21 protein-coding genes are annotated in these 17786 nt (G+C 63.6%); 12 read left to right on the top strand and 9 right to left on the bottom strand.

Going from position 1 to position 17786, the window contains the following annotated elements; genetic code table 11:
• Positions 1-120 precede the first annotated feature (120 nt).
• Positions 121-390 carry a GlsB/YeaQ/YmgE family stress response membrane protein gene (locus E1742_RS14415; RefSeq protein ID WP_134385603.1) on the bottom strand — a complete coding sequence of 90 codons (270 nt, stop codon included), beginning with the start codon at positions 388-390 and terminating at the stop codon, positions 121-123.
• A 270-nt stretch (positions 391-660) separates the two neighbouring features.
• Between E1742_RS14415 and E1742_RS14410 the strand changes: the two genes are divergently transcribed.
• From E1742_RS14410 to E1742_RS14395, 4 genes are all read left to right on the top strand, one after another.
• A complete protein-coding gene (locus tag E1742_RS14410) occupies positions 661-1794 on the top strand; it encodes a hypothetical protein (RefSeq protein WP_134385602.1) in 1134 nt (377 codons plus the stop codon).
• A 150-nt stretch (positions 1795-1944) separates the two neighbouring features.
• Entirely contained in the window at positions 1945-2694 is a 750-nt protein-coding gene (locus tag E1742_RS14405; RefSeq protein WP_134385601.1) for an SDR family NAD(P)-dependent oxidoreductase, read from the top strand.
• 213 nt (positions 2695-2907) lie between these two features.
• Complete coding sequence (locus E1742_RS14400) at positions 2908-4080, top strand: FIST signal transduction protein (RefSeq protein ID WP_134385600.1); 1173 nt, start codon at positions 2908-2910, stop codon at positions 4078-4080.
• A gap of 6 nt (positions 4081-4086) precedes the next feature.
• Positions 4087-5763, top strand: coding sequence for a hybrid sensor histidine kinase/response regulator (locus E1742_RS14395; protein ID WP_134385599.1), 1677 nt, complete (start codon positions 4087-4089; stop codon positions 5761-5763).
• A 169-nt stretch (positions 5764-5932) separates the two neighbouring features.
• On the opposite strand, the gene E1742_RS14390 is transcribed toward E1742_RS14395, so the two are convergent.
• The 6 genes from E1742_RS14390 to purB form a co-directional block, all read right to left on the bottom strand.
• A complete protein-coding gene (locus E1742_RS14390; protein ID WP_134385598.1) occupies positions 5933-6436 on the bottom strand; it encodes a Clp protease N-terminal domain-containing protein in 504 nt (167 codons plus the stop codon).
• A 10-nt stretch (positions 6437-6446) separates the two neighbouring features.
• Positions 6447-6656 carry a helix-turn-helix domain-containing protein gene (locus tag E1742_RS14385; protein WP_134385597.1) on the bottom strand — a complete coding sequence of 70 codons (210 nt, stop codon included), beginning with the start codon at positions 6654-6656 and terminating at the stop codon, positions 6447-6449.
• A gap of 117 nt (positions 6657-6773) precedes the next feature.
• The gene (locus E1742_RS14380) at positions 6774-7349 is read right to left on the bottom strand and encodes a YceI family protein (protein ID WP_134385596.1); all 576 of its coding nucleotides are present in this window, start codon (positions 7347-7349) and stop codon (positions 6774-6776) included.
• Between the two features lie 19 nt (positions 7350-7368).
• Positions 7369-7920 carry a YceI family protein gene (locus E1742_RS14375; protein ID WP_134385595.1) on the bottom strand — a complete coding sequence of 184 codons (552 nt, stop codon included), beginning with the start codon at positions 7918-7920 and terminating at the stop codon, positions 7369-7371.
• 30 nt (positions 7921-7950) lie between these two features.
• Positions 7951-8475, bottom strand: coding sequence for a cytochrome b (locus tag E1742_RS14370; RefSeq protein WP_134388176.1), 525 nt, complete (start codon positions 8473-8475; stop codon positions 7951-7953).
• A gap of 158 nt (positions 8476-8633) precedes the next feature.
• Positions 8634-10007 (bottom strand): adenylosuccinate lyase, encoded by a 1374-nt coding sequence (gene purB, locus E1742_RS14365; protein ID WP_189569064.1) that lies wholly within the window; start codon positions 10005-10007, stop codon positions 8634-8636.
• Between the two features lie 154 nt (positions 10008-10161).
• Between purB and E1742_RS14360 the strand changes: the two genes are divergently transcribed.
• Together E1742_RS14360 and E1742_RS14355 are read left to right on the top strand one after the other, a co-directional pair.
• Positions 10162-10773, top strand: coding sequence for a glutathione S-transferase family protein (locus E1742_RS14360; protein ID WP_134385594.1), 612 nt, complete (start codon positions 10162-10164; stop codon positions 10771-10773).
• A 91-nt stretch (positions 10774-10864) separates the two neighbouring features.
• Complete coding sequence (locus E1742_RS14355; RefSeq protein WP_134385593.1) at positions 10865-11839, top strand: carbohydrate kinase family protein; 975 nt, start codon at positions 10865-10867, stop codon at positions 11837-11839.
• A gap of 89 nt (positions 11840-11928) precedes the next feature.
• Here the strand turns inward: E1742_RS14355 and bfr are convergent, their stop codons facing one another.
• Positions 11929-12408: a bacterioferritin gene (gene bfr, locus E1742_RS14350; RefSeq protein ID WP_134385592.1), complete on the bottom strand. Its 480-nt coding sequence runs from the start codon at positions 12406-12408 to the stop codon at positions 11929-11931.
• 139 nt (positions 12409-12547) lie between these two features.
• Between bfr and E1742_RS14345 the strand changes: the two genes are divergently transcribed.
• Complete coding sequence (locus tag E1742_RS14345) at positions 12548-13228, top strand: Fe2+-dependent dioxygenase (protein WP_134385591.1); 681 nt, start codon at positions 12548-12550, stop codon at positions 13226-13228.
• A gap of 126 nt (positions 13229-13354) precedes the next feature.
• Here E1742_RS14345 and E1742_RS14340 read toward each other — a convergent pair whose 3' ends face one another.
• A complete protein-coding gene (locus E1742_RS14340) occupies positions 13355-13576 on the bottom strand; it encodes a (2Fe-2S)-binding protein (protein WP_134385590.1) in 222 nt (73 codons plus the stop codon).
• Positions 13577-13812: 236 nt separating this feature from the next.
• On the opposite strand from E1742_RS14340, the gene E1742_RS14335 reads away from it, so the two are divergent.
• The 5 genes from E1742_RS14335 to E1742_RS14315 are packed head-to-tail and all read left to right on the top strand — an operon-like array spanning position 13813 to position 17677.
• Positions 13813-14082, top strand: coding sequence for a FeoA family protein (locus tag E1742_RS14335; protein WP_134385589.1), 270 nt, complete (start codon positions 13813-13815; stop codon positions 14080-14082).
• Positions 14083-14095: 13 nt separating this feature from the next.
• The gene (gene feoB / locus E1742_RS14330) at positions 14096-15985 is read left to right on the top strand and encodes a ferrous iron transporter B (protein ID WP_134385588.1); all 1890 of its coding nucleotides are present in this window, start codon (positions 14096-14098) and stop codon (positions 15983-15985) included.
• A gap of 9 nt (positions 15986-15994) precedes the next feature.
• Positions 15995-16267, top strand: coding sequence for a DUF6587 family protein (locus E1742_RS14325; protein WP_229465980.1), 273 nt, complete (start codon positions 15995-15997; stop codon positions 16265-16267).
• A gap of 25 nt (positions 16268-16292) precedes the next feature.
• Entirely contained in the window at positions 16293-16604 is a 312-nt protein-coding gene (locus E1742_RS14320; RefSeq protein ID WP_134385587.1) for a hypothetical protein, read from the top strand.
• Complete coding sequence (locus E1742_RS14315) at positions 16592-17677, top strand: hypothetical protein (protein ID WP_134385586.1); 1086 nt, start codon at positions 16592-16594, stop codon at positions 17675-17677. Before E1742_RS14320 ends, E1742_RS14315 begins: the two co-directional genes overlap by 13 nt.
• Positions 17678-17786 lie beyond the last annotated feature (109 nt).

Here is a 17786-nt window from a genome sequence, read left to right as displayed (position 1 = left end):
AAGGGCGGGAAACAGAAGGAAATTCGGCTGCCGGATGACGCACTGCACCATGGGCAGACGTGAAAAAGCCAACGCCGAAGCGCTGGCTTTTGTGTATGGCTGGGGTAAGGCTTGTTTTTCTTAGCGCGCTCGTCCGCGGAAGACCAGATTCACGATGGCCAGCAGGATAACGGCGCCAAGGAACGATACCAGCAACGACATCGGGCTGAAGTCATCGCTGTTGATGGTGCCCGTGCCGAACAGAGGCGAGAGCAACCAGCCGCCCAGCAGTGCGCCGACGATACCGACGATCACGTTCAGGAACATACCCTGTTGTGCGTCCGTTTTCATCACCAGGCTGGCAAGCCAGCCAATAATGCCGCCGATCACGATCCAGATAATAAAGTTCATGCTCATTCCCCTTATGTCGTTTAACTAAGAAGACCGGGCACTTTGCCCTGCCGTGAGAAAAAGTTTAGGCGTTGCGGCGGGGCTGGTCCGTGCGCCAGCGAACGCACCGCGCAAGTTCGGTTTGGCTTGCAATATGTCAGCTATGTACTTGATTCCAATGGTAAATAATTCTGCTGTGGAAGAGCTGCAGTAGGTGCGGAAACGAACAGAAGGAGATGGCGGCGGGAGGTATCTTGATGGTGCACTTCAGCCAACCACGAAAGGAACACCATGAATAACGAGACGAAAAATTCCCGCCTGGTTACGGGCCTGTTCAACGACCGCGCCAGCGCGGAACGCGCTTATGAACACGTAACCTCGCGCGGTTACGGCAAGGATGACATCAACGTTCTGATGTCCGACGATACCCGCAAACGCCACTTCGGCAGCGACGGCGTCGAAACTGAACTGGGCAGCAAGGCTGCCGAAGGCGCGGGGATTGGTGCTGGCGTAGGTGGCGCGATCGGCGCCGCGCTGGCCGCCGTTGCCGCCGTGGGCACGACGCTGGTCCTGCCGGGCCTGGGCATTGTCGTGGCCGGTCCGCTGGCCGCGGCACTGGCCGGCGCGGGCGCCGGTGGCGTGACGGGCGGCCTGCTGGGCGCGCTGATCGGTGCGGGTATCCCGGAAGAGCGTGTCAAGCATTATGAAGAAGGCCTGAAGTCCGGCGGTATCGTGATGGGCGTGAACGCCCGTTCCGACGAGGACGCAGCACACATCGAATCGAGCTGGAAGGACAGCGCCGGCCAGCACGTGATCGGCACGGGTGTCGGCGCTGCCGGCGGTGCGATGGCGGGCATGGCAGCGGGCACGCCGGGCGGTCCGGTGGGCATGGCGGCCGGTGCGGTGGTCGGCGGCATCGCCGGCGGCCTGGCCGGCAAGGGTGCGGCCGAGGTGGTCAACCCGAAGAGCGGTGACGACCTGTCCGACCACCACATGGCGACGGGCGTTGGCGCCGGCGGCGGCGCGATGGCCGGCATGGCCATGGGTGCCGCGGGCGGCCCGATCGGCATGGCGGCGGGCGGCGCGATCGGCGCGCTGGCCGGCGGCATGGCCGGCAAGGGCGTCGGCGGCCTGGTCAACCCGGCGGACGAGAAAGTCTACTGGGAAAACAACTTCCGCAACGAGTCGTATTACAACCCTGCTTATCAGTACGACGACTACGATCCAGCCTACTCGCTGGGTTACAACAGCCGTGCCAACTACCGCGGCAACTGGGATACCAACGAGTCGTCGCTGCGCAACGATTGGGAACGCACGAAGGGCAGCTCGCGCCTGACGTGGGAAGAAGCCAAGCACGCTTCGCGCTCTGCCTGGGACAAGGTTGAACGCGCACTGCCAGGCGACTGGGATCGCGACGGCAAATAAGCCAGCCGCATCGTCTTGATCTGCCGAGAGCCCGCATTGCGGGCTCTTTTTTTGTCGCGGCCAGCCGTACGGCCGCGCCTGTTTCACGCAATAATGCCGGCACAGGCCACGGCGGCCTGTCCCATTGTCTTTTTTCTATAGGAGACTGGCATGGACTTCGTGAACCGGATTGCCCTCGTGACGGGCGCGGCAACAGGGATCGGCGAACAGGTGGCGCGGCGGCTCTACGCGGGTGGCGCGGCGGTGGCCCTGGTCGGGCATGACGGCCAGGCATTGGAGCGGTTGCGCCTCGAGCTCGACCGGGAAGGCGGGCGCGCGCTGGCGGTCGAGGCGGACGTGCGCGACGAAACGGCCATGCACGACGCCGTGCAGCGCACCGTCGACGCGTTTGGCGCGCTGCACCTGGCCGTGAACAACGCCGGTCTGACGGGGCCGCACGACACGCCGCTGGAAGCGCTGACGCTTGACGACTGGAACACCGTGATCGGCACTGACCTGACCGGCATGTTCCTCAGCCTGAAGGCGGAGCTGCCGGCCATTGTCGCAGCCGGTGGCGGAGCGATCGTCAACCTGTCGTCGGCCAATGGCATTGTGGGCGTGGCCGGCATCGCTGCCTACACGACCGCAAAGCACGGCGTGCTGGGACTGACGCGTGCCGTGGCGCTGGAGTACGCGGACAAGCACGTGCGCGTCAATGCCATCGGTCCGGGTTACGTCGCCACGCCGCGCATGCTTGAAATGCCGCGGGAGGCGCTCGATGCAATCGCGGATGCGCATCCGATGAAGCGGCTGGCCACGCGCGAGGAAATCGCGGAGCTGGCCGCGTTCCTGCTGTCGGACCGGGCGTCGTTCTGTACCGGCGGCTTCTATGCGGCCGACGGGGGCTACACCGCGCAGTAGTTGCCCGACATCATGCCGGCGCAACAGCACAGTCCGGGCGCTCCTGAACACCAGGTATCGATTGGCGTTCCCGATCGCGATTATTGCCGCATGACACTGATTTGTACAATGAACTGGAATGTACTATGGTGCAAGACGGACGGATGTGATTGTGCTATTTTGCAACCTCCTGCAAGATGCCGACCGGCATCAATCCGTTTGATAGGTTACCCAATGGCAAATACCATCGTGGCAGTGAGCCACACATCCCTGTCTGTGCCCGAAGCAGCAGGCCGCGCCCTCGCCGAATCGCTCATTGACAAACTGAACGGTGATCATCCGGACGTACTGATCGTTTTCGCTTCGCCCGAATTTGATTATCAACCGCTGCTTTGCGCGCTCGACAGCGCCTGCAAGCCCCGCTTGCTGGTGGGCTGCTCTTCGGCGGGCGAGTTTTCCGGTTGTGCCACCGGGAATGCTTCGGTATCCGTGATGGCGATCCGTGCCGACGATATCCTGTTTCGCGCAGCAATCGGCACCGGCCTTCGCAACGGTACGAGCAGCGCCCTCAAGCAGGTAATGCCGGTATTTAGCGGCAGCGAGCATCCTGACTTCCCTTACCGCAGCGCTCTGGTGCTGACCGATGCGCTAGCCGGTTATGTTGACGAGATTATTCACGAGATGATGGTGCTGACCGGCGGCACGTACCAGCTGTTCGGTGGGGGGGCGGCAGATGATGCAAAATTTCATAAGACGCATGTGTTCATCGGCACCGAAGCGCAAACCGATGCGATCGTCGTGCTGGAAATGCTGTCAAAGAAGCCCATCGGGCTTGGCGTGCGCCACGGCTGGAAGCCGAACGGCCCGGCGCTGCGTGTTACCGAAGCGCAAGGTACCCGGCTGGTCAGCCTGAACGCCGCGCCTGCGGTAGAAGTCTTTGAAGAGCACGCCCTAGCTACCGGTCAGAGCTTCGATCGTGCCGACCCGCTTCCGTTTTTCCTGCATAACGTGATTGGCATTGAAACGGGAGACGGCTACAAGCTGCGCGTGCCGCTGACCCTCAACGACGACGGCTCGATTGCCTGTGCCGCCGAGGTGCCGGTCGGGGCGACGGTGCACATTATGGTGGCGGACGTGGCGTCGGCATGCGAAGCCGCGCGCCAGGCATCGGAGGCAGCGCTGGAAGGGTTGGAGGGGGCCGAGCACGCAGGCTCGCTGCTGTTCGACTGCGCCGCAACCCGGTTGCGTCTGGGGCGTGAATTCGGCAATGAACTGGAAACCGTGGCGCAGGCGCTTGGTTCCGAGAATTTCGCCGGCTGCAATACGTATGGACAGATTGCGCGGAGCGCCGGTCAATTCAGCGGCTTTCACAATTGTACTGCCATCGTTTGCGCCATCCCGCTCTGATCGTCGATGATCCCATTTGAGCTTGTTTCCATCTTCATCGACCTGCAGAAGCCCGATGACAGGCTCGGCGCGACCCATAAACTGGCCCGCTACGCAGGCGCGGAGCAGGTTATGGTATTCGGCAGGGACGCGGAGATCGGGATATTCCTGCCCGCTCCGGGGCTTCCTCAGACTTTGCGCGCGGGCAAGCGCTGGCAGGACTTCCTGCGCCAATGCGCCGATGCCGGCAGCGCGGAGTCGTTCCTCCCCTTGCCCGGGAACGAGGGGGACATTTCCGTCTGGGGCCAATGCGATTGCGCAGGCAATACCATTGTCGTATTCCTCGGCACGCGCCCTGCAGCGCCAGCGCGAGCTGCCATTACCGCATTGCTCCCGCTATTGGGCGCCAAGCTTGCGGGCGAACGGGCCGAACTGGCCGCTGCCGGCCTTGCAGCTGCCGCGCGCGACAGCCACCGGCGCGCCAGCGAACTCAATACTGCCCTTGACGTCAGCCGACGCGAGCTGCAGGCGGCCTATCAGCGCGTGGAGATCGAACTGGTATCGCGGCGCGAGGCCGAGGCCAAACTGCGCAATGCCGACCGTCGCAAGGATGAGTTCCTGGCGATGCTGGCGCACGAACTGCGCAATCCGCTCGCGCCGATCAGCATGGCGGCCAGGATCCTGCAGCTCGGCCAGACAACGCCTGAACGCCTGAAGCAGACCTGTGCGGTAATCGAACGCCAGGTTGGACATATGACCAGCCTGCTTGACGATCTGCTCGACGTCTCACGCGTCACCGGCGGTCTGGTGACGTTGGCGCAGGAGCTGCAGGACATGGGGGCGATCGTGCGGGACGCGGTCGAACAGGCCCGGCCCTTGATCGACGCGCGAGGCCACCGTCTTTCCCTCACGCTGCCGAAGCAAGCGGCGCCGGTGCGCGGAGACAGCACCCGACTGGTCCAGATTATTACCAATCTGCTCAACAACGCCGCCAGGTACACGCCGCCGGAGGGCGTTATCGCGCTTGACCTGACGCAGGATGCAAGCATGGTGCAGGTCGTCGTGCGCGACAACGGGATCGGCATCGATGCCGCACTGATTCCTCATGTCTTCGACTTGTTCGTCCAGGGCGAACGCTCACCCGATCGCGCGCAGGGGGGCCTCGGGGTCGGTCTGGCACTGGTCAAGAGCCTGGTCGAGCGCCACGGCGGCAGCGTCAGCGCGGCAAGCGCAGGACCGGGCGCGGGCAGCGAATTTACCATCAGGCTGCCCCGGGCACATGTCGCCGCACCGGCGCCCCCAGAGCCGCGGCAAGGCGATACCGCCGGGAGCGGTGCCCTTGACATACTCATCGTCGACGACAATGCCGATGCGGCCGACACGTTGTCGATGTTTCTCGGTACCGTCGGCTATCAGCCACGTGTCGCGTACGAAGGACGCACCGCTCTGACGCTGGCGGCCCAGGGTGCGCCGGACGTACTCCTGCTCGACATTGGCCTTCCCGATATCAGCGGCTACGAGCTGGCGCAGCAGGTTCGTGCACTGCCGCAAACCGCCCACGCGACGCTGATCGCGCTGACGGGCTATGGGCAACAGTCAGACCGGGAACGCGCGATCGCAGCAGGATTCGACCACCACCTGACCAAACCGGTCGATGTCTCAATGCTGCTGCGCCTGCTCGCGGCCGTGCCACAAGACCGTTGAATACCGGAAAGCATGACGGGGTCAGGCGAGCCAGCTGCCTCACGGCTTGAAGAGAGAAACTTGCACCCTTCGGCACCGCATCGTTGAGATTGAACTGCGAAACTATCGCCCTCCAACACGATCGTCATCCCGGCATGCGGGCATTTTTTCTGTTGATCGCGCGGCCAGGTCAGCCTGCCGCGATTGCGGCCTTCGCGGCAGCCACCACCTGTGCCCCCTCCAGCCCGAGTATCCGCAACGTTCGAACCGCCGTCCCGCTCCGCCCCGCTGCGACCACGGCCAGCACATGCGCCCCGGTCAATGGCTCGGCGGCGCTGGCGCGCGGCCAGGCGGCCAGTTGCTGCATCACCGCCTGCATGGAGCCTTTGGCTTGATACGGACCGGAGGCCCTTGACAGCGGCGCATCGTCCTCAAGCAATGCCGCATCGGCACCAACGCCTGCCAGCGCCGCACCATGCTGCGCCGCGATCGCAGCATGCACGCCGGCGGGGTCGACGCCCAGGCACTCGAACACTTTTCGTGCCAGGCCGTCGCGCAGGTCCAACGCGGCCAGCATGAAATGCTCCGGGCCGGGTTCGCGCTCGCCGCCGGCCAGGGCATGCTTTTCCGCGCCCTCGCACAGGGTCCTGATGGTACGCATATCGGTCAGACGTTGCCGGATTCGCTGCAGCATGGGAGCTCCTTTACGGTTGGATCAATGGTGCCAGGCGCTTGTGCGCGGCCTGCTTCGATACGCCCAGCGCGTCGGCAACCTGGGCCCACGACCAGCCTTGCGCCAGGGCCTGCGCGACCGCCTTGCGTTCGAGCTTGTCGGCGGCCAGACGCAGCGCCACCACGGCGGCCAGGGCTTCGGCCGGATCGTCGGCGCGGGGGAGGGTCTTGAGATCGAACATGCGTCAATCTTAGTTGACGGTGTCGATGGCGTCAACAAAAGTTGACGAAGGAGGGGAGGGTGGCAGGCACTTTCCGGTCGAGGACCACAAAGTGCCTGTCGGGACGTCTATTGGAACTTAGTTGGCAGCGGGACCGTCGGCGGCAATCGCCTCTACCTGGATCGCCAGCTTCACCTCGGGCGAGAAAGTGGGCAGGCCGAAGTTCAGGCCGAAATCCGAGCGCTTGAACTCGGCGCTGGCGTCGGCGCCGCAGACTTCGCGTTTCAGCCGCGCATCCTGGGCGCATTTGAAACGGTTCACTTTCAGCTGCAGCGGTTTCGTCACGCCCAGCATCGTCAGTTCGCCATCCACGGCAACGAGCTTGTCGCCCTCGAAGCGGAACGATTTACCCTTGTAGACGGCGGTGGGGAATTTCTCGACGTTGAAGATGTCTTCGGCACGCGCGTGCGAGTTCATCTTGTCGTGGCCGAAGTCGACCGACGCCGTGTCGATGACGATCTCCATGCTGCCGGTCTTCGCGGCGCGGTCCATCGTCACGGTGCCGCTGGACTTGTTGAATTTGCCGCGCCACAGCGACATGCCTTTGTGGTCGGCTTCGAAGCTGGGGTAGGTGTGGCTCGGATCGATGTTGTAGGTGGTCGCATTGGCGGCACCGGCGATGGCGAGCAGGGCAATGATCAGCGTGGATTTCATCATGTCTCCGGGGGGATGATTATTGGGTAACGACATGGAACTTGATGGTGACTTCGTCGGCCACCATGCCGGTATCCTTCCATTCGCCTTCGCCGATATTGAAGGCCAGGCGCTTGATGGGCAGGGCACCGTCGAAGACCTGCTTGCCGCCTTCCGTTTTCACGGTGACGGGGAATGCGACGTCGGTCGCCTTGCCCTTGATCGTCAGCTTGCCGGCAACCGTCAGCTTGCCCGCGCCGGCGCTCCTGATCGACGAAGAGACGAACGTGGCCTTCGGGTACTGCGCGGAATTGAACCACTCCTTCTTCGCCACTTCCTTGTTGTACTCCGGGTCGCCCATGTCCAGGCTGGCCGTGTCCACTTCCACCGTTGCCTTCGAGCTGTCGATCGCGGCCGCGTTGTAGTCGATGACCACGCGGTGCTTCGTAAACTTCGATTCGACCGGCACGTTCATCTGCTTGAACACCGCCGAGACGCTGGTCTTGGCAGGGTCGGTCTTGAGCACGACCGCGCCGGCGGCCAGGGAGACGCCCAGCAGGGAAGCGAGCAGGATACGTTGGGTGATTTTCATAGGACTCCGTTGGGATGATGAAATGGACAACTAGGGAAGCATGCGTTTCAGGACATCGTCGCGGTCGACAAAGTGGTGCTTCAGCGCGGCGGCGACGTGCAGCAGCACGATGGCGGCCAGCACCATATTAAGCCAATAGTGCACGGGTTTCAGCAGCGCTTTCAGTGCCGGGTCGGCGCCGAAGGCGGCGGGAATGGGGAACAGGCCGAAGTAGACGACGGGGATGCCGGCCGCGGTCGTGTACAGGTAGCCCGACAGCGGCACGGCAAACATCAGCACGTACAGCGCGACGTGCGTGACGTCCGCAGCGCGGACCTGCCATGCGGCCATGGCGGCCGGATGCGCGGGCGGACGGTTGGCGCGACGCCACAGCAGGCGCAGCGCGGCCAGTGCCAGCACGGTCACGCCGGCCCACTTGTGCCACGAGTAGTATTTCAGCTTGGTCGGCGTGAAGCCGGGGATGTCGGTCATCACGAGTCCCATCGTGAAGGCGCCGACGATCAGGATGGCGATCAGCCAGTGCAGCAGCATGGCCGTCTTCGTGTAACGGGTGATGGGGGTAGCGAGCGGCATCCTGGTCCTTCGGTTCGTTTCGACCGATAAATATAGCAAAGAACCGTAGCGGGCGCCGGCGCAGGCCGGAAAGCACGACGGCAGCCCATACCATAAAGGATATGGCGCTGCCGTAACAGGGGACGGAAGTTAGAGCCGGCTTAAATGGCCTTGGCCAGCTGGGCCGCGATGCCGACGTAGTTTGCCGGCGTCATCGCCAGCAGCAGGTCCTTGGCTTCTTGCGGGATCGCCAGCTTGCCGATGAATTCCTGCAGCGCTTCCTTCGTGATGCCCTTGCCGCGCGTCAGTTCCTTCAGCTGCTCGTACGGGTTCTCGATGCCGTAGCGGCGCATGACCGTCTGCACCGGCTCTGCCAGCACTTCCCAGCTCGCGTCCAGGTCGGCGGCCAGGCGGGCCGGGTTCACTTCCAGCTTGTTCAGGCCGCGCAGGCAGCTGTCGTAGGCGAGCAGCGTGTAGCCGAAGCCCACGCCGATATTGCGCAGCACGGTCGAATCGGTCAGGTCGCGCTGCATGCGCGAGACGGGCAGCTTTTCCGACAGGTGCTTCAGCACGGCGTTGGCCAGGCCCAGGTTGCCTTCCGAGTTTTCGAAGTCGATCGGGTTGACCTTGTGCGGCATCGTCGAGGAACCGATTTCGCCCGCCTTCAGTTTCTGCTTGAAGTAGCCCAGCGAAACGTAGGTCCAGATGTCGCGGTTCAGGTCCAGCAGGATCGTGTTGACGCGCGCAAACGCGTCGAACAGTTCGGCCATGTAGTCGTGCGGCTCGATCTGGATCGTGTAGGGATTGAACACCAGGCCCAGGCGTTCTTCGATGACGTTCTTCGAGAACGCCGGCCAGTCGACCGACGGGTAGGCGGACAGGTGCGCGTTGTAGTTGCCGACAGCGCCATTCATCTTGCCCAGGATTGCCACGTTGGCGATGCGCTCGGCGGCCCGTTGCAGGCGCGCGACGACGTTGGCGAATTCCTTGCCGAGGGTCGTCGGGCTGGCCGTCTGGCCGTGCGTGCGCGACAGCATCGGCAGCTCGGCATTGGTGTGGGCGATGTCGGTCAGTCTTGCGATTACGCCCTGCAGCGCCGGCAGCATGACGCCGTCACGCGCGGCCTTGAGCATCATGCCATGCGACGTGTTGTTGATGTCCTCGGAGGTGCAGGCGAAGTGGATGAACTCGGACGCGGCGACCAGTTCCGGCACCCCCTGCACTTTTTCCTTCAGCCAGTATTCGACCGCCTTGACGTCGTGATTGGTGACCGCTTCGATTTCCTTGATGCGAGCGGCATCGGCCTCCGTGAAGTCCGATGCCAGCTTGTCGAGCAGCGCGGTCGCTTCGGCCGAGAACGGCTTGATCTCGGCAAAGCCCGCTTGCGACAGCGCCTGCAGCCAGGCGATCTCGACTTTTACTCGATGGTGCATGAAGCCGGCTTCGGACAGGATCGGGCGCAGCTTGTCGGTCTTGGCGGCGTAGCGGCCGTCCAGCGGGGACAGGGCGGACAACGTGGAGTAGGGAGTCGTCATAATGGGGAAGGAAGGCAGGAAAAAGACAGATTTTACCATCGCGCGCAAGCGTCAAACGTAGCAGGGTGCAGGCCATCGCCAAGCCTGCCACAACCCGCTCTGGGCGCCCGCAGCCGGTGCTATACTGGATTCCAGTCCCTCACTCCGGCTTCTTATGAAACTTATCGGTTCGCTTGCCAGTCCCTATGTGCGCAAGGTGCGTGTCGTGCTCGCGGAAAAGAAGCTCGATTACCAGATCGCGCTGGAGAACGTGTGGGTGCCGGAAACCACCATCCACGAACTCAATCCGCTCGGCAAGGTGCCATGCCTGGTGATGGAGGACGGTTACGTGATGTACGACTCGCGCGTGATCGTCGAATATCTCGACACGCTCACTCCCGTCTGCAAGCTGCTGCCGCCGAACGGGCGCGAGCGGGCGGACATCAAGAACTGGGAAGCGCTGGCGGACGGCGTCATCGACGCGGCGGTCGTCGTGCGCATGGAGCGCACCCAGCGTCCGCCGGAATTGCAGAGCGATGCCGTCTGCGAACGCCAGCTGATCAAGGTGGCGCGCGGGCTGGAGACGATGTCGGCGCGGCTGGGCGATTCATCCTGGTGCGCGGGCAATCATTATTCGCTGGCGGACGTTGCCGTCGGCTGCGCCCTGGGCTGGCTGACGTTCCGCTTCCCCGAGATCGACTGGCGCGGCGACCACCCCAACCTGGGCCGCCTGCTCGACAAGCTGATGGAGCGGCCGTCGTTCCGCGATACGATTCCGCAAGCATAAAACGGAGCCTGTCACCAGTATTGGCTACCGTGCCGGAGGCGTGAACGGGTTCGGGTACACTGTTTCGGACAAACCATCGAACGGGGCGGCCATGGAGCAAGCAGTAACGGTATTCGGCGAGGCATTGGTGGACGACTTCAGCACGCGCAAGGTCGTGGGCGGGGCACCGTTCAACCTGGCGCGTCACCTGGCCGGGTTCGGCCTGCCGGTCACGATGATCACCCGGATCGGCGATGATGCCAATGGCCAGCTGATCCGCGACGAATTCGCCCGCTTCGGCCTGCAAGCGTCGGGGCTGCAGACGGGACCGGGCGAGGCCACCGGCAGCGTTCACGTGGAAGTGGGGGCGGACGGCAGCCACTGCTTCACCATCGTCCCCGACCAGGCTTACGACCATATCGACAGCGCCGCGGCACTGGCCGCCAGCGAGGCGACGCAACCTGCCATTTTCTGTTTCGGCACGCTGGCCCAGCGCGATCCCCGCTCGCGCGCGGCGCTGCACGCCCTGCTGGAGCAGACCCAGGCGGTGCGCTTCCTGGATCTCAATCTGCGCGCCGGCTTCGTCGACGAAACCATCGTATTCGACTCGCTGCAGCAGGCCGATATCGTCAAGGTCAACGAAGAGGAACTGCAGCAGCTGTTCAAGTGGTACTGCCACACATGCCCCGACACGGTCAACATGGAATGCATCTCCGTGGACACGGAATGTCGCGCGATGATGCACAACTTCTCGCTGTCGGCGCTGGTCGTGACGATGGGCTCGCGTGGTGCCCTGTACCTGTCGGCGGACGGCGCTCACGTTGCCGATCACGGCGCGACGATGGCGGGCGCGTTTGTCGATTCGGTCGGGGCGGGCGACGCGTTCAACGCCGTCTTCCTGCTGGGACGGCTGCGGGGCTGGACGATGGAGCAGACGCTGGCGCGGGCCAATGCGTTTGCCGCGTCGACATGCGCGTATGCGGGCGCGGCGCCGCAGGATCTGTCCTGCTATGGGCAGTGGATGGAAGAGTGGATGCGGTCGGGGACGACCGATGAATTGTTCAGCGCGCCCGGGGTCACGGGCTGACTATGACGGGCTGGCTATGACGGGCTGAGCAGACGGGCCCGCAGCGGCGGACCCGTCATGAACATCGTTGCTGTGGATGGCAGCGCCGGTTATTCGCTGGCAGGCGCCATCTGCGTTTGCAGGTAGTTCTGGATGCCGACCTTGCCGATCAGGTCGAGCTGCGTTTCCAGGAAGTCGATGTGTTCCTCGGTATCTTCCAGGATTTCCAGCAGCAGGTCGCGCGAGACGTAGTCGCCGACTTTCTCGGACTGGGCGATGCCTTCCTTGACCGTCACGTGCGCGCCGCGTTCCAGTTTCAGGTCCGCTTCGAGCATTTCCTGCGTGTTCTCGCCGATCAGCAGCTTGTGCAGCGCCTGCAGGTTCGGCAGGCCGTCCAGCATCAGGATGCGATCGATCAGCTTGTCGGCGTGCTTCATCTCGCCGATCGATTCCTCGTATTCCTTCTTCGCCAGTTTTTCAAAACCCCAGTGGCGGTACATGCGCGCGTGCAGGAAGTATTGGTTGATCGCGGTCAGTTCGTTCGTGAGCTGTGCATTCAGCAGACGGATGACGTCATTGTCGCCCTTCATGGGTTTGCCTTTGTTCGTTGTGGTGGTAAGTCCCGCCATTCTGCCACGTCATCCCCACGAACAGAAGGGACGCACTGTCGATTGATACTACGAATGAATACCATTATCATTTGTGTCCTTCTTCAGGCAGGTTAGCCACATGATGCTGCACATTCCCGGCGTGTTGACGCCAGACCAGGTTCGCCACATGCGCGCGCGGATGACTTCAAGCGACTGGATCGACGGCCGCGCCAGCGTCGGCGCGCAGGGCGCGCAGGTCAAGCGCAACCGCCAGCTGGCCGAAGGATCGCCGCTGGCCCAGGAGCTGGGCAGCATCGTCGCCCGGGCACTGACGGCCAACCCGCTGTTCTTCGCTGCGGCGCTGCCGCTGCGCATCCTGCCGCCGTACTTCAACAGCTACGCCGGTGGCGAGCATTACGGCCTGCATATCGACGGCGCCATCCGCACGTCCGCCAACGGCGGCCAGACACTGCGCGCGGATGTGTCGACGACGGTGTTCCTCAGCGAACCGGACGAATATGAAGGGGGCGAGCTGGTGGTAATGGATGCCTACGGCGCCCATGAGGTCAAGCTGCCGGCGGGCGATGCGATTGTGTATCCGTCGTCCAGCGTCCACCGCGTGAACTCCGTGACGGGCGGCGAGCGGGTCGCGTCCTTCCTGTGGACCCAAAGCATGGTGCGCGACGACTGGCAGCGCACGATGCTGTTCGAGCTGGACCAGAACATCCAGAAACTGCGCGGAGAATTCGGCGACAACGAAGCCACCGTCGGCCTCACGGGGCACTATCACAACCTGCTGCGGATGTGGGCGGACACGTAAAAAACCGGTGACAGGCACCGGTTTTCCAAGCGGGGGCAGACCCCGAAGGTCTATGGTGCGGACTTCGGCGACTGAATTTCTTGTTCGGGATTTTTGAACCGGTGTCTGTCACCGGCTCTTTGTTGTTCAGTTCGTCATCGTCTGGCGCTTCAACACGGTTTCGTTGATTGGCGCGTTTGCCTTCGATGCCAGATGCTCGTCCAGCACGTCCACGGCATACGACAGGCAATTGCCGCAAACGGTGGAGACGCCCAGCGCTTCGCGCAGCTCGTCCATCGAGTTGATCCCCAGATCGATGGCCTGGCGGATTTCACGGTCGGAGATGTTGTTGCAGACGCAGACGATCATGACGATACCTTCAAAATAGTAGCGATCTCATTGCTTGAAAACGATCCGCCGGGTTGATCCGGGCCGGCAGCTCGACTGGCAAATCTGTCAAACTTGACGTTTTCTTAATGAGAATCATTATCATTACGTTTCCTATTCTGCCCCAACAAGGCGTACAATGCAAGCGTCTCCTGCAAATACAAACCATTCGCATTTGCCTTTATAATGACCAGATTGATTTTCCTCAGAGAACTGCCATGACCCTTGCCCCATCCCTGATCAATCTCGACACGCTGGCGGCCGGGAAGAGCGGTACGGTGGTACACGTCGCGCCGACCATGGGCGACAGTGGCGAAGGCGCGGATCTGGCCCGCCGGCTGATGGAGCTGGGCTTCGTGCCGGGCGAGAAAATCCGCATGCTCAAGCGCGGCATGCCGGGCGGGGAGCCGCTCGCGATCAAGGTCGGCAACGCCACCTTTGCCCTGCGCCGCTACGAAGCGGCCCTCGTGGCGGTCCAGCCGGAATAACGGAATTCATACAATGGGTGTAACGGAAAAAGTGACGCAGGCGATTTCGCATGCGCCGATGATCGCGCTGCTGGGCAATCCCAACTGCGGCAAGACGGCGCTGTTCAATCGTCTGACAGGATCGCGCCAGAAGGTCGCCAACTATGCCGGCGTGACAATCGAGCGCAAGGAAGGCCACTTCATGTCACCGGCCGGGCACCCGTACCGCGTACTGGATCTGCCGGGCGCGTACAGCCTGACCGCGCACACCCCCGATGAAGCGATCACGCGCGACGTTGTCGGCGGCCTGCGCGCCAACGACGGCTCGCCCGACGTCGTCGTCTGTGTCGTAAACGCCACCAACCTGCGCCTGAACCTGCGCCTCGTGCTGGAAATCCAGCGCCTGGGCCTGCCGATGATCCTGTGCCTGAACATGGTCGACGTGGCCAAGAAGCGCGGCATCGAGGTCGACGCCGAGAAGCTGGCGCGCGAACTGGGCATGACGGTCGTCGAGACGGTTGCCGTGCAGTCGGGCGGCGAGAAGGCGCTGCTGCGCGCGCTGGACGAGATGTGGCCCGTGGTGCCCGTCAAGCCGCAGCCGCTGGCGGCGATCGATGCCGTCTCGGTCGAGGACACGCAGCGCGAAGTGCGCCGCATCCTGTCCGTCGTGGCAAAAAACGTCCACAACACCGACGACCGCTCGGAAAAAATCGACAACGTCGTGCTGCATCCGGTCGCCGGTCCGATCATCCTGGCCGTGCTGATGTTCCTGATCTTCCAGGCCGTGTTCACGTGGGCCGCGGTGCCGATGGACATGATCTCCGGCGGCGTCGAGCATATTGGTGCGCTGCTGTCGGAGCACATGGCCGACGGCGTCTTGCGCAGCCTGCTGGTGGAAGGGATCATCGGCGGCGTCGGCAGCGTGCTGGTATTCCTGCCGCAGATCCTGATCCTGTTCTTCTTCATCCTGATCCTCGAGGATTGCGGCTACCTGCCGCGGGCCGCGTTCCTGCTGGACCGGCTGATGGGCGGTGTCGGCCTGTCCGGCCGTGCGTTCATTCCGCTGCTGTCCAGCTTTGCCTGTGCCATCCCCGGCGTCATGGCCGCGCGCACGATCCAGAATCCGCGCGACCGCCTCGTCACGATCATGATCGCGCCGCTGATGACGTGCTCGGCGCGCCTGCCCGTCTACGCGCTGGTGATCGCCGCCTTCATTCCCGAGCGCGAAGTGTGGGGCGCCGTCAGCCTGCAGGGCCTGATCCTGTTCTGCCTGTACTTTGCCGGCATCGTGTCGGCGATGGGCGTGGCGTGGTTCATGAAGCGCAGCGCCGGTTCGAAGGTCAAGCAGGCCCTGATGATGGAACTGCCAAGCTACCACTGGCCGAACCTGCACAACCTGGCCATCGGCCTGTGGGAGCGCGCGAAGATTTTCCTGATGCGTGTCGGTACCGTCATCCTGACGTTGATGGTGCTGCTGTGGGCCCTGTCCAGCTTCCCCGGCGCGCCGGCCGGCGCCACGCATCCGCCGATCTACTACAGCATCGCCGGCATGCTCGGTCGCGCGCTGGAGGTGATTTTCGCGCCGATCGGCTTTGGCTGGGAGATCTGCATCGCCCTGGTGCCCGGTATGGCCGCACGCGAAGTGGCGGTCGGTGCTCTTGGTACCGTCTACGCGCTGTCGCAGAAGGGCGACGACCTGGCCACCTCGCTGACGCCTGTGCTGGCGTCGTCCTGGTCGCTGGCAACGGCACTGTCGCTGCTGGCCTGGTACGTGTTCGCGCCGCAGTGCCTTTCCACGCTGTCCGTCGTGCGCCGCGAAACCGGCCATGCGCGCTACGCGTTCTACATGGCCGGCTACATGTTCGCGCTGGCCTACGCTGCCTCGTTCATCACGTACCATACCGCCCGCGCGCTGGGCGCATAAGGAGCCGTCATGTGGCAAGAACTGATCGTCGCACTGATCGTCGCAGCCTGCGCCTTCCACGCCTGCACGAAGTACCTGCCGGCCGCGTGGCGCCGGCAGATCGTTCATGCGCTGTCGCGGCGCGGCTTCAATCAGGAAAAGATGGCGAAACTGTTCAGGACCCAGGCCAGCTGCGGCGACGGCTGCGGCAGCTGCGGCTCGTGCGATACGCCGGCCGCGCCCGATGCGCCGAAGGATACCGGGGTGACGCGGCGGGTGATCCACCTGCACGTGCAGCGGTAAGGCTCTCGGCGCCAGATCCGACTGCATGAACTTCCTGGACTGGCTGCGCCGCTTGCGCCTGCGCGGTTCTGCGAAAGCGCAAGTTTCACCGATCGTGCCCGCGTCTTCTCCCGCCGTCAGAACGCCTGACGAGATGTCCGGCGTCGAGTATCTGGACAGATACCTCTTCAAAATCCGTCTCACGACAGACGCCAGAGCGTTGACCGTCGCGTTGCGTGACTATTGCGGCTATGTGCGGCAGGCGGCGATCGAACGGTGTATCGAAATCGGCAGCCGGGAAAACCTGGCCGGTATCGCGGAGCGTTTGAACGACTGGTGCCGGAGGTGCGCACGGTAGCCCGGTCTTCGCTGCTATCGCTCGTGGAGCCCGATACGGTACCGCGACTTCTAACGATTCTTCCCGCCATCCAGGGGCTGTTGCACAAGAGCCGGACGGACCACAGCGACTGGATTGGCGTCTTCGGCGCGGCATTGATGAAGGCGAATTCGGGCGCAGTCATGTCTGGCGTCGCGCATGCCGATGCCCACGTCCGGCGTGCTTGTTTCGAGCTGCTGATACAACAACCGGACTTCGATACAGCGGCGTTGATTCGTGGGATCCTGCAGGGCCGCACCGATAATGTCCTGGCGGGCCGCGCCATGGAGCTGTGCGCGACATTGCCGTCGGGGCCACGGCAGGAGCTCCATGCATTGGCGTTGCGTTCAGCGTATCCGTTGGTCCGGGCGGAGGCGCTGCGCGTCGCACTGGCCGGGGGGCGCGATGCCGCGAAGGACCAGCTGGCGCTGGGCGCATTGCTCGATCCAACAATGCAGCCCCGTGCCGTTGCGGGCGCCTATCTGGCACCACAGGGTTTCGACCGGTGTCAGTTCTATCGAACGCTGCTCGCCGAGGGGCAGCCGAACGTTTCGCAACAGCGCATCGCCATCGTGGCGTTGGCCGCTCTGTCCGGACAGGAAGATGCAACGTTGTTCCGCCAGTCGGCCATGAGCCCATACGCGACGGTACGTGGTGTGGCCTTGGCGGCACTGTTGCGCGCCGCGCCGGAGGACAAGGATGCCATCGCACTGGCGGCGCTGGGGGATAGCGATGCGACGGTGCGCCGGATCGCATTCGCGGCCGTTACCCGGCATGGGGCATTTGTGCCGTTCGATACGGTCGCGCGATTGCTGGAGCGGGCGCGTGATCCGCGTTTGCTGCATTCCTTTGTCCGGCTGCACTGGCCAGTAATGGCGGCACTTCGAGCTGCGGCGCAGCAGGCGCCTGAAAGTGTCCTGGTGTGCGGGCTGGTGCAATGGATGGCCGGTCAGGAGCCGGAAAAGCGCGTCGTGGCGTCAGGGTTCGCGCATCCGCTGCCGGATGGGGCGGATGAGGTGATTCGTGGGCTGATTGCTGCAGGCGCGGGCAGCTGATATCGACACCTACCCCGTATCGTCTGTCCAGGCGCGGCTTCAACCAGGACAGACTGGCGAAGCTGTTCAAGTCGCAAGCCAGCTGCGGCACGTGTCTTGTCCAAATGGC

This window comes from Pseudoduganella plicata (genome assembly GCF_004421005.1).
GTDB classification, from domain to species: Bacteria; Pseudomonadota; Gammaproteobacteria; order Burkholderiales; family Burkholderiaceae_D; genus Rugamonas; species Rugamonas plicata.
The sequence above is the reverse complement of the archived record's forward strand: the minus strand, read 5'-3'. Positions and strand labels throughout refer to the sequence as shown.

Excerpts from the sequence above, each read along its gene's own strand:
- E1742_RS14415 (WP_134385603.1), bottom strand. The coding sequence starts at position 390 with ATGAACTTTATTATCTGGATCGTGATCGGCGGCATTATTGGCTGGCTT.
- E1742_RS14410 (WP_134385602.1), top strand. The coding sequence starts at position 661 with ATGAATAACGAGACGAAAAATTCCCGCCTGGTTACGGGCCTGTTCAAC.
- E1742_RS14405 (WP_134385601.1), top strand. The coding sequence starts at position 1,945 with ATGGACTTCGTGAACCGGATTGCCCTCGTGACGGGCGCGGCAACAGGG.
- E1742_RS14400 (WP_134385600.1), top strand. The coding sequence starts at position 2,908 with ATGGCAAATACCATCGTGGCAGTGAGCCACACATCCCTGTCTGTGCCC.
- E1742_RS14395 (WP_134385599.1), top strand. The coding sequence starts at position 4,087 with ATGATCCCATTTGAGCTTGTTTCCATCTTCATCGACCTGCAGAAGCCC.
- E1742_RS14390 (WP_134385598.1), bottom strand. The coding sequence starts at position 6,436 with ATGCTGCAGCGAATCCGGCAACGTCTGACCGATATGCGTACCATCAGG.
- E1742_RS14385 (WP_134385597.1), bottom strand. The coding sequence starts at position 6,656 with ATGTTCGATCTCAAGACCCTCCCCCGCGCCGACGATCCGGCCGAAGCC.
- E1742_RS14380 (WP_134385596.1), bottom strand. The coding sequence starts at position 7,349 with ATGAAATCCACGCTGATCATTGCCCTGCTCGCCATCGCCGGTGCCGCC.
- E1742_RS14375 (WP_134385595.1), bottom strand. The coding sequence starts at position 7,920 with ATGAAAATCACCCAACGTATCCTGCTCGCTTCCCTGCTGGGCGTCTCC.
- purB (WP_189569064.1), bottom strand. The coding sequence starts at position 10,007 with ATGACGACTCCCTACTCCACGTTGTCCGCCCTGTCCCCGCTGGACGGC.
- E1742_RS14360 (WP_134385594.1), top strand. The coding sequence starts at position 10,162 with ATGAAACTTATCGGTTCGCTTGCCAGTCCCTATGTGCGCAAGGTGCGT.
- E1742_RS14355 (WP_134385593.1), top strand. The coding sequence starts at position 10,865 with ATGGAGCAAGCAGTAACGGTATTCGGCGAGGCATTGGTGGACGACTTC.
- bfr (WP_134385592.1), bottom strand. The coding sequence starts at position 12,408 with ATGAAGGGCGACAATGACGTCATCCGTCTGCTGAATGCACAGCTCACG.
- E1742_RS14345 (WP_134385591.1), top strand. The coding sequence starts at position 12,548 with ATGATGCTGCACATTCCCGGCGTGTTGACGCCAGACCAGGTTCGCCAC.
- E1742_RS14340 (WP_134385590.1), bottom strand. The coding sequence starts at position 13,576 with ATGATCGTCTGCGTCTGCAACAACATCTCCGACCGTGAAATCCGCCAG.
- E1742_RS14335 (WP_134385589.1), top strand. The coding sequence starts at position 13,813 with ATGACCCTTGCCCCATCCCTGATCAATCTCGACACGCTGGCGGCCGGG.
- feoB (WP_134385588.1), top strand. The coding sequence starts at position 14,096 with ATGGGTGTAACGGAAAAAGTGACGCAGGCGATTTCGCATGCGCCGATG.
- E1742_RS14325 (WP_229465980.1), top strand. The coding sequence starts at position 15,995 with ATGTGGCAAGAACTGATCGTCGCACTGATCGTCGCAGCCTGCGCCTTC.
- E1742_RS14320 (WP_134385587.1), top strand. The coding sequence starts at position 16,293 with ATGAACTTCCTGGACTGGCTGCGCCGCTTGCGCCTGCGCGGTTCTGCG.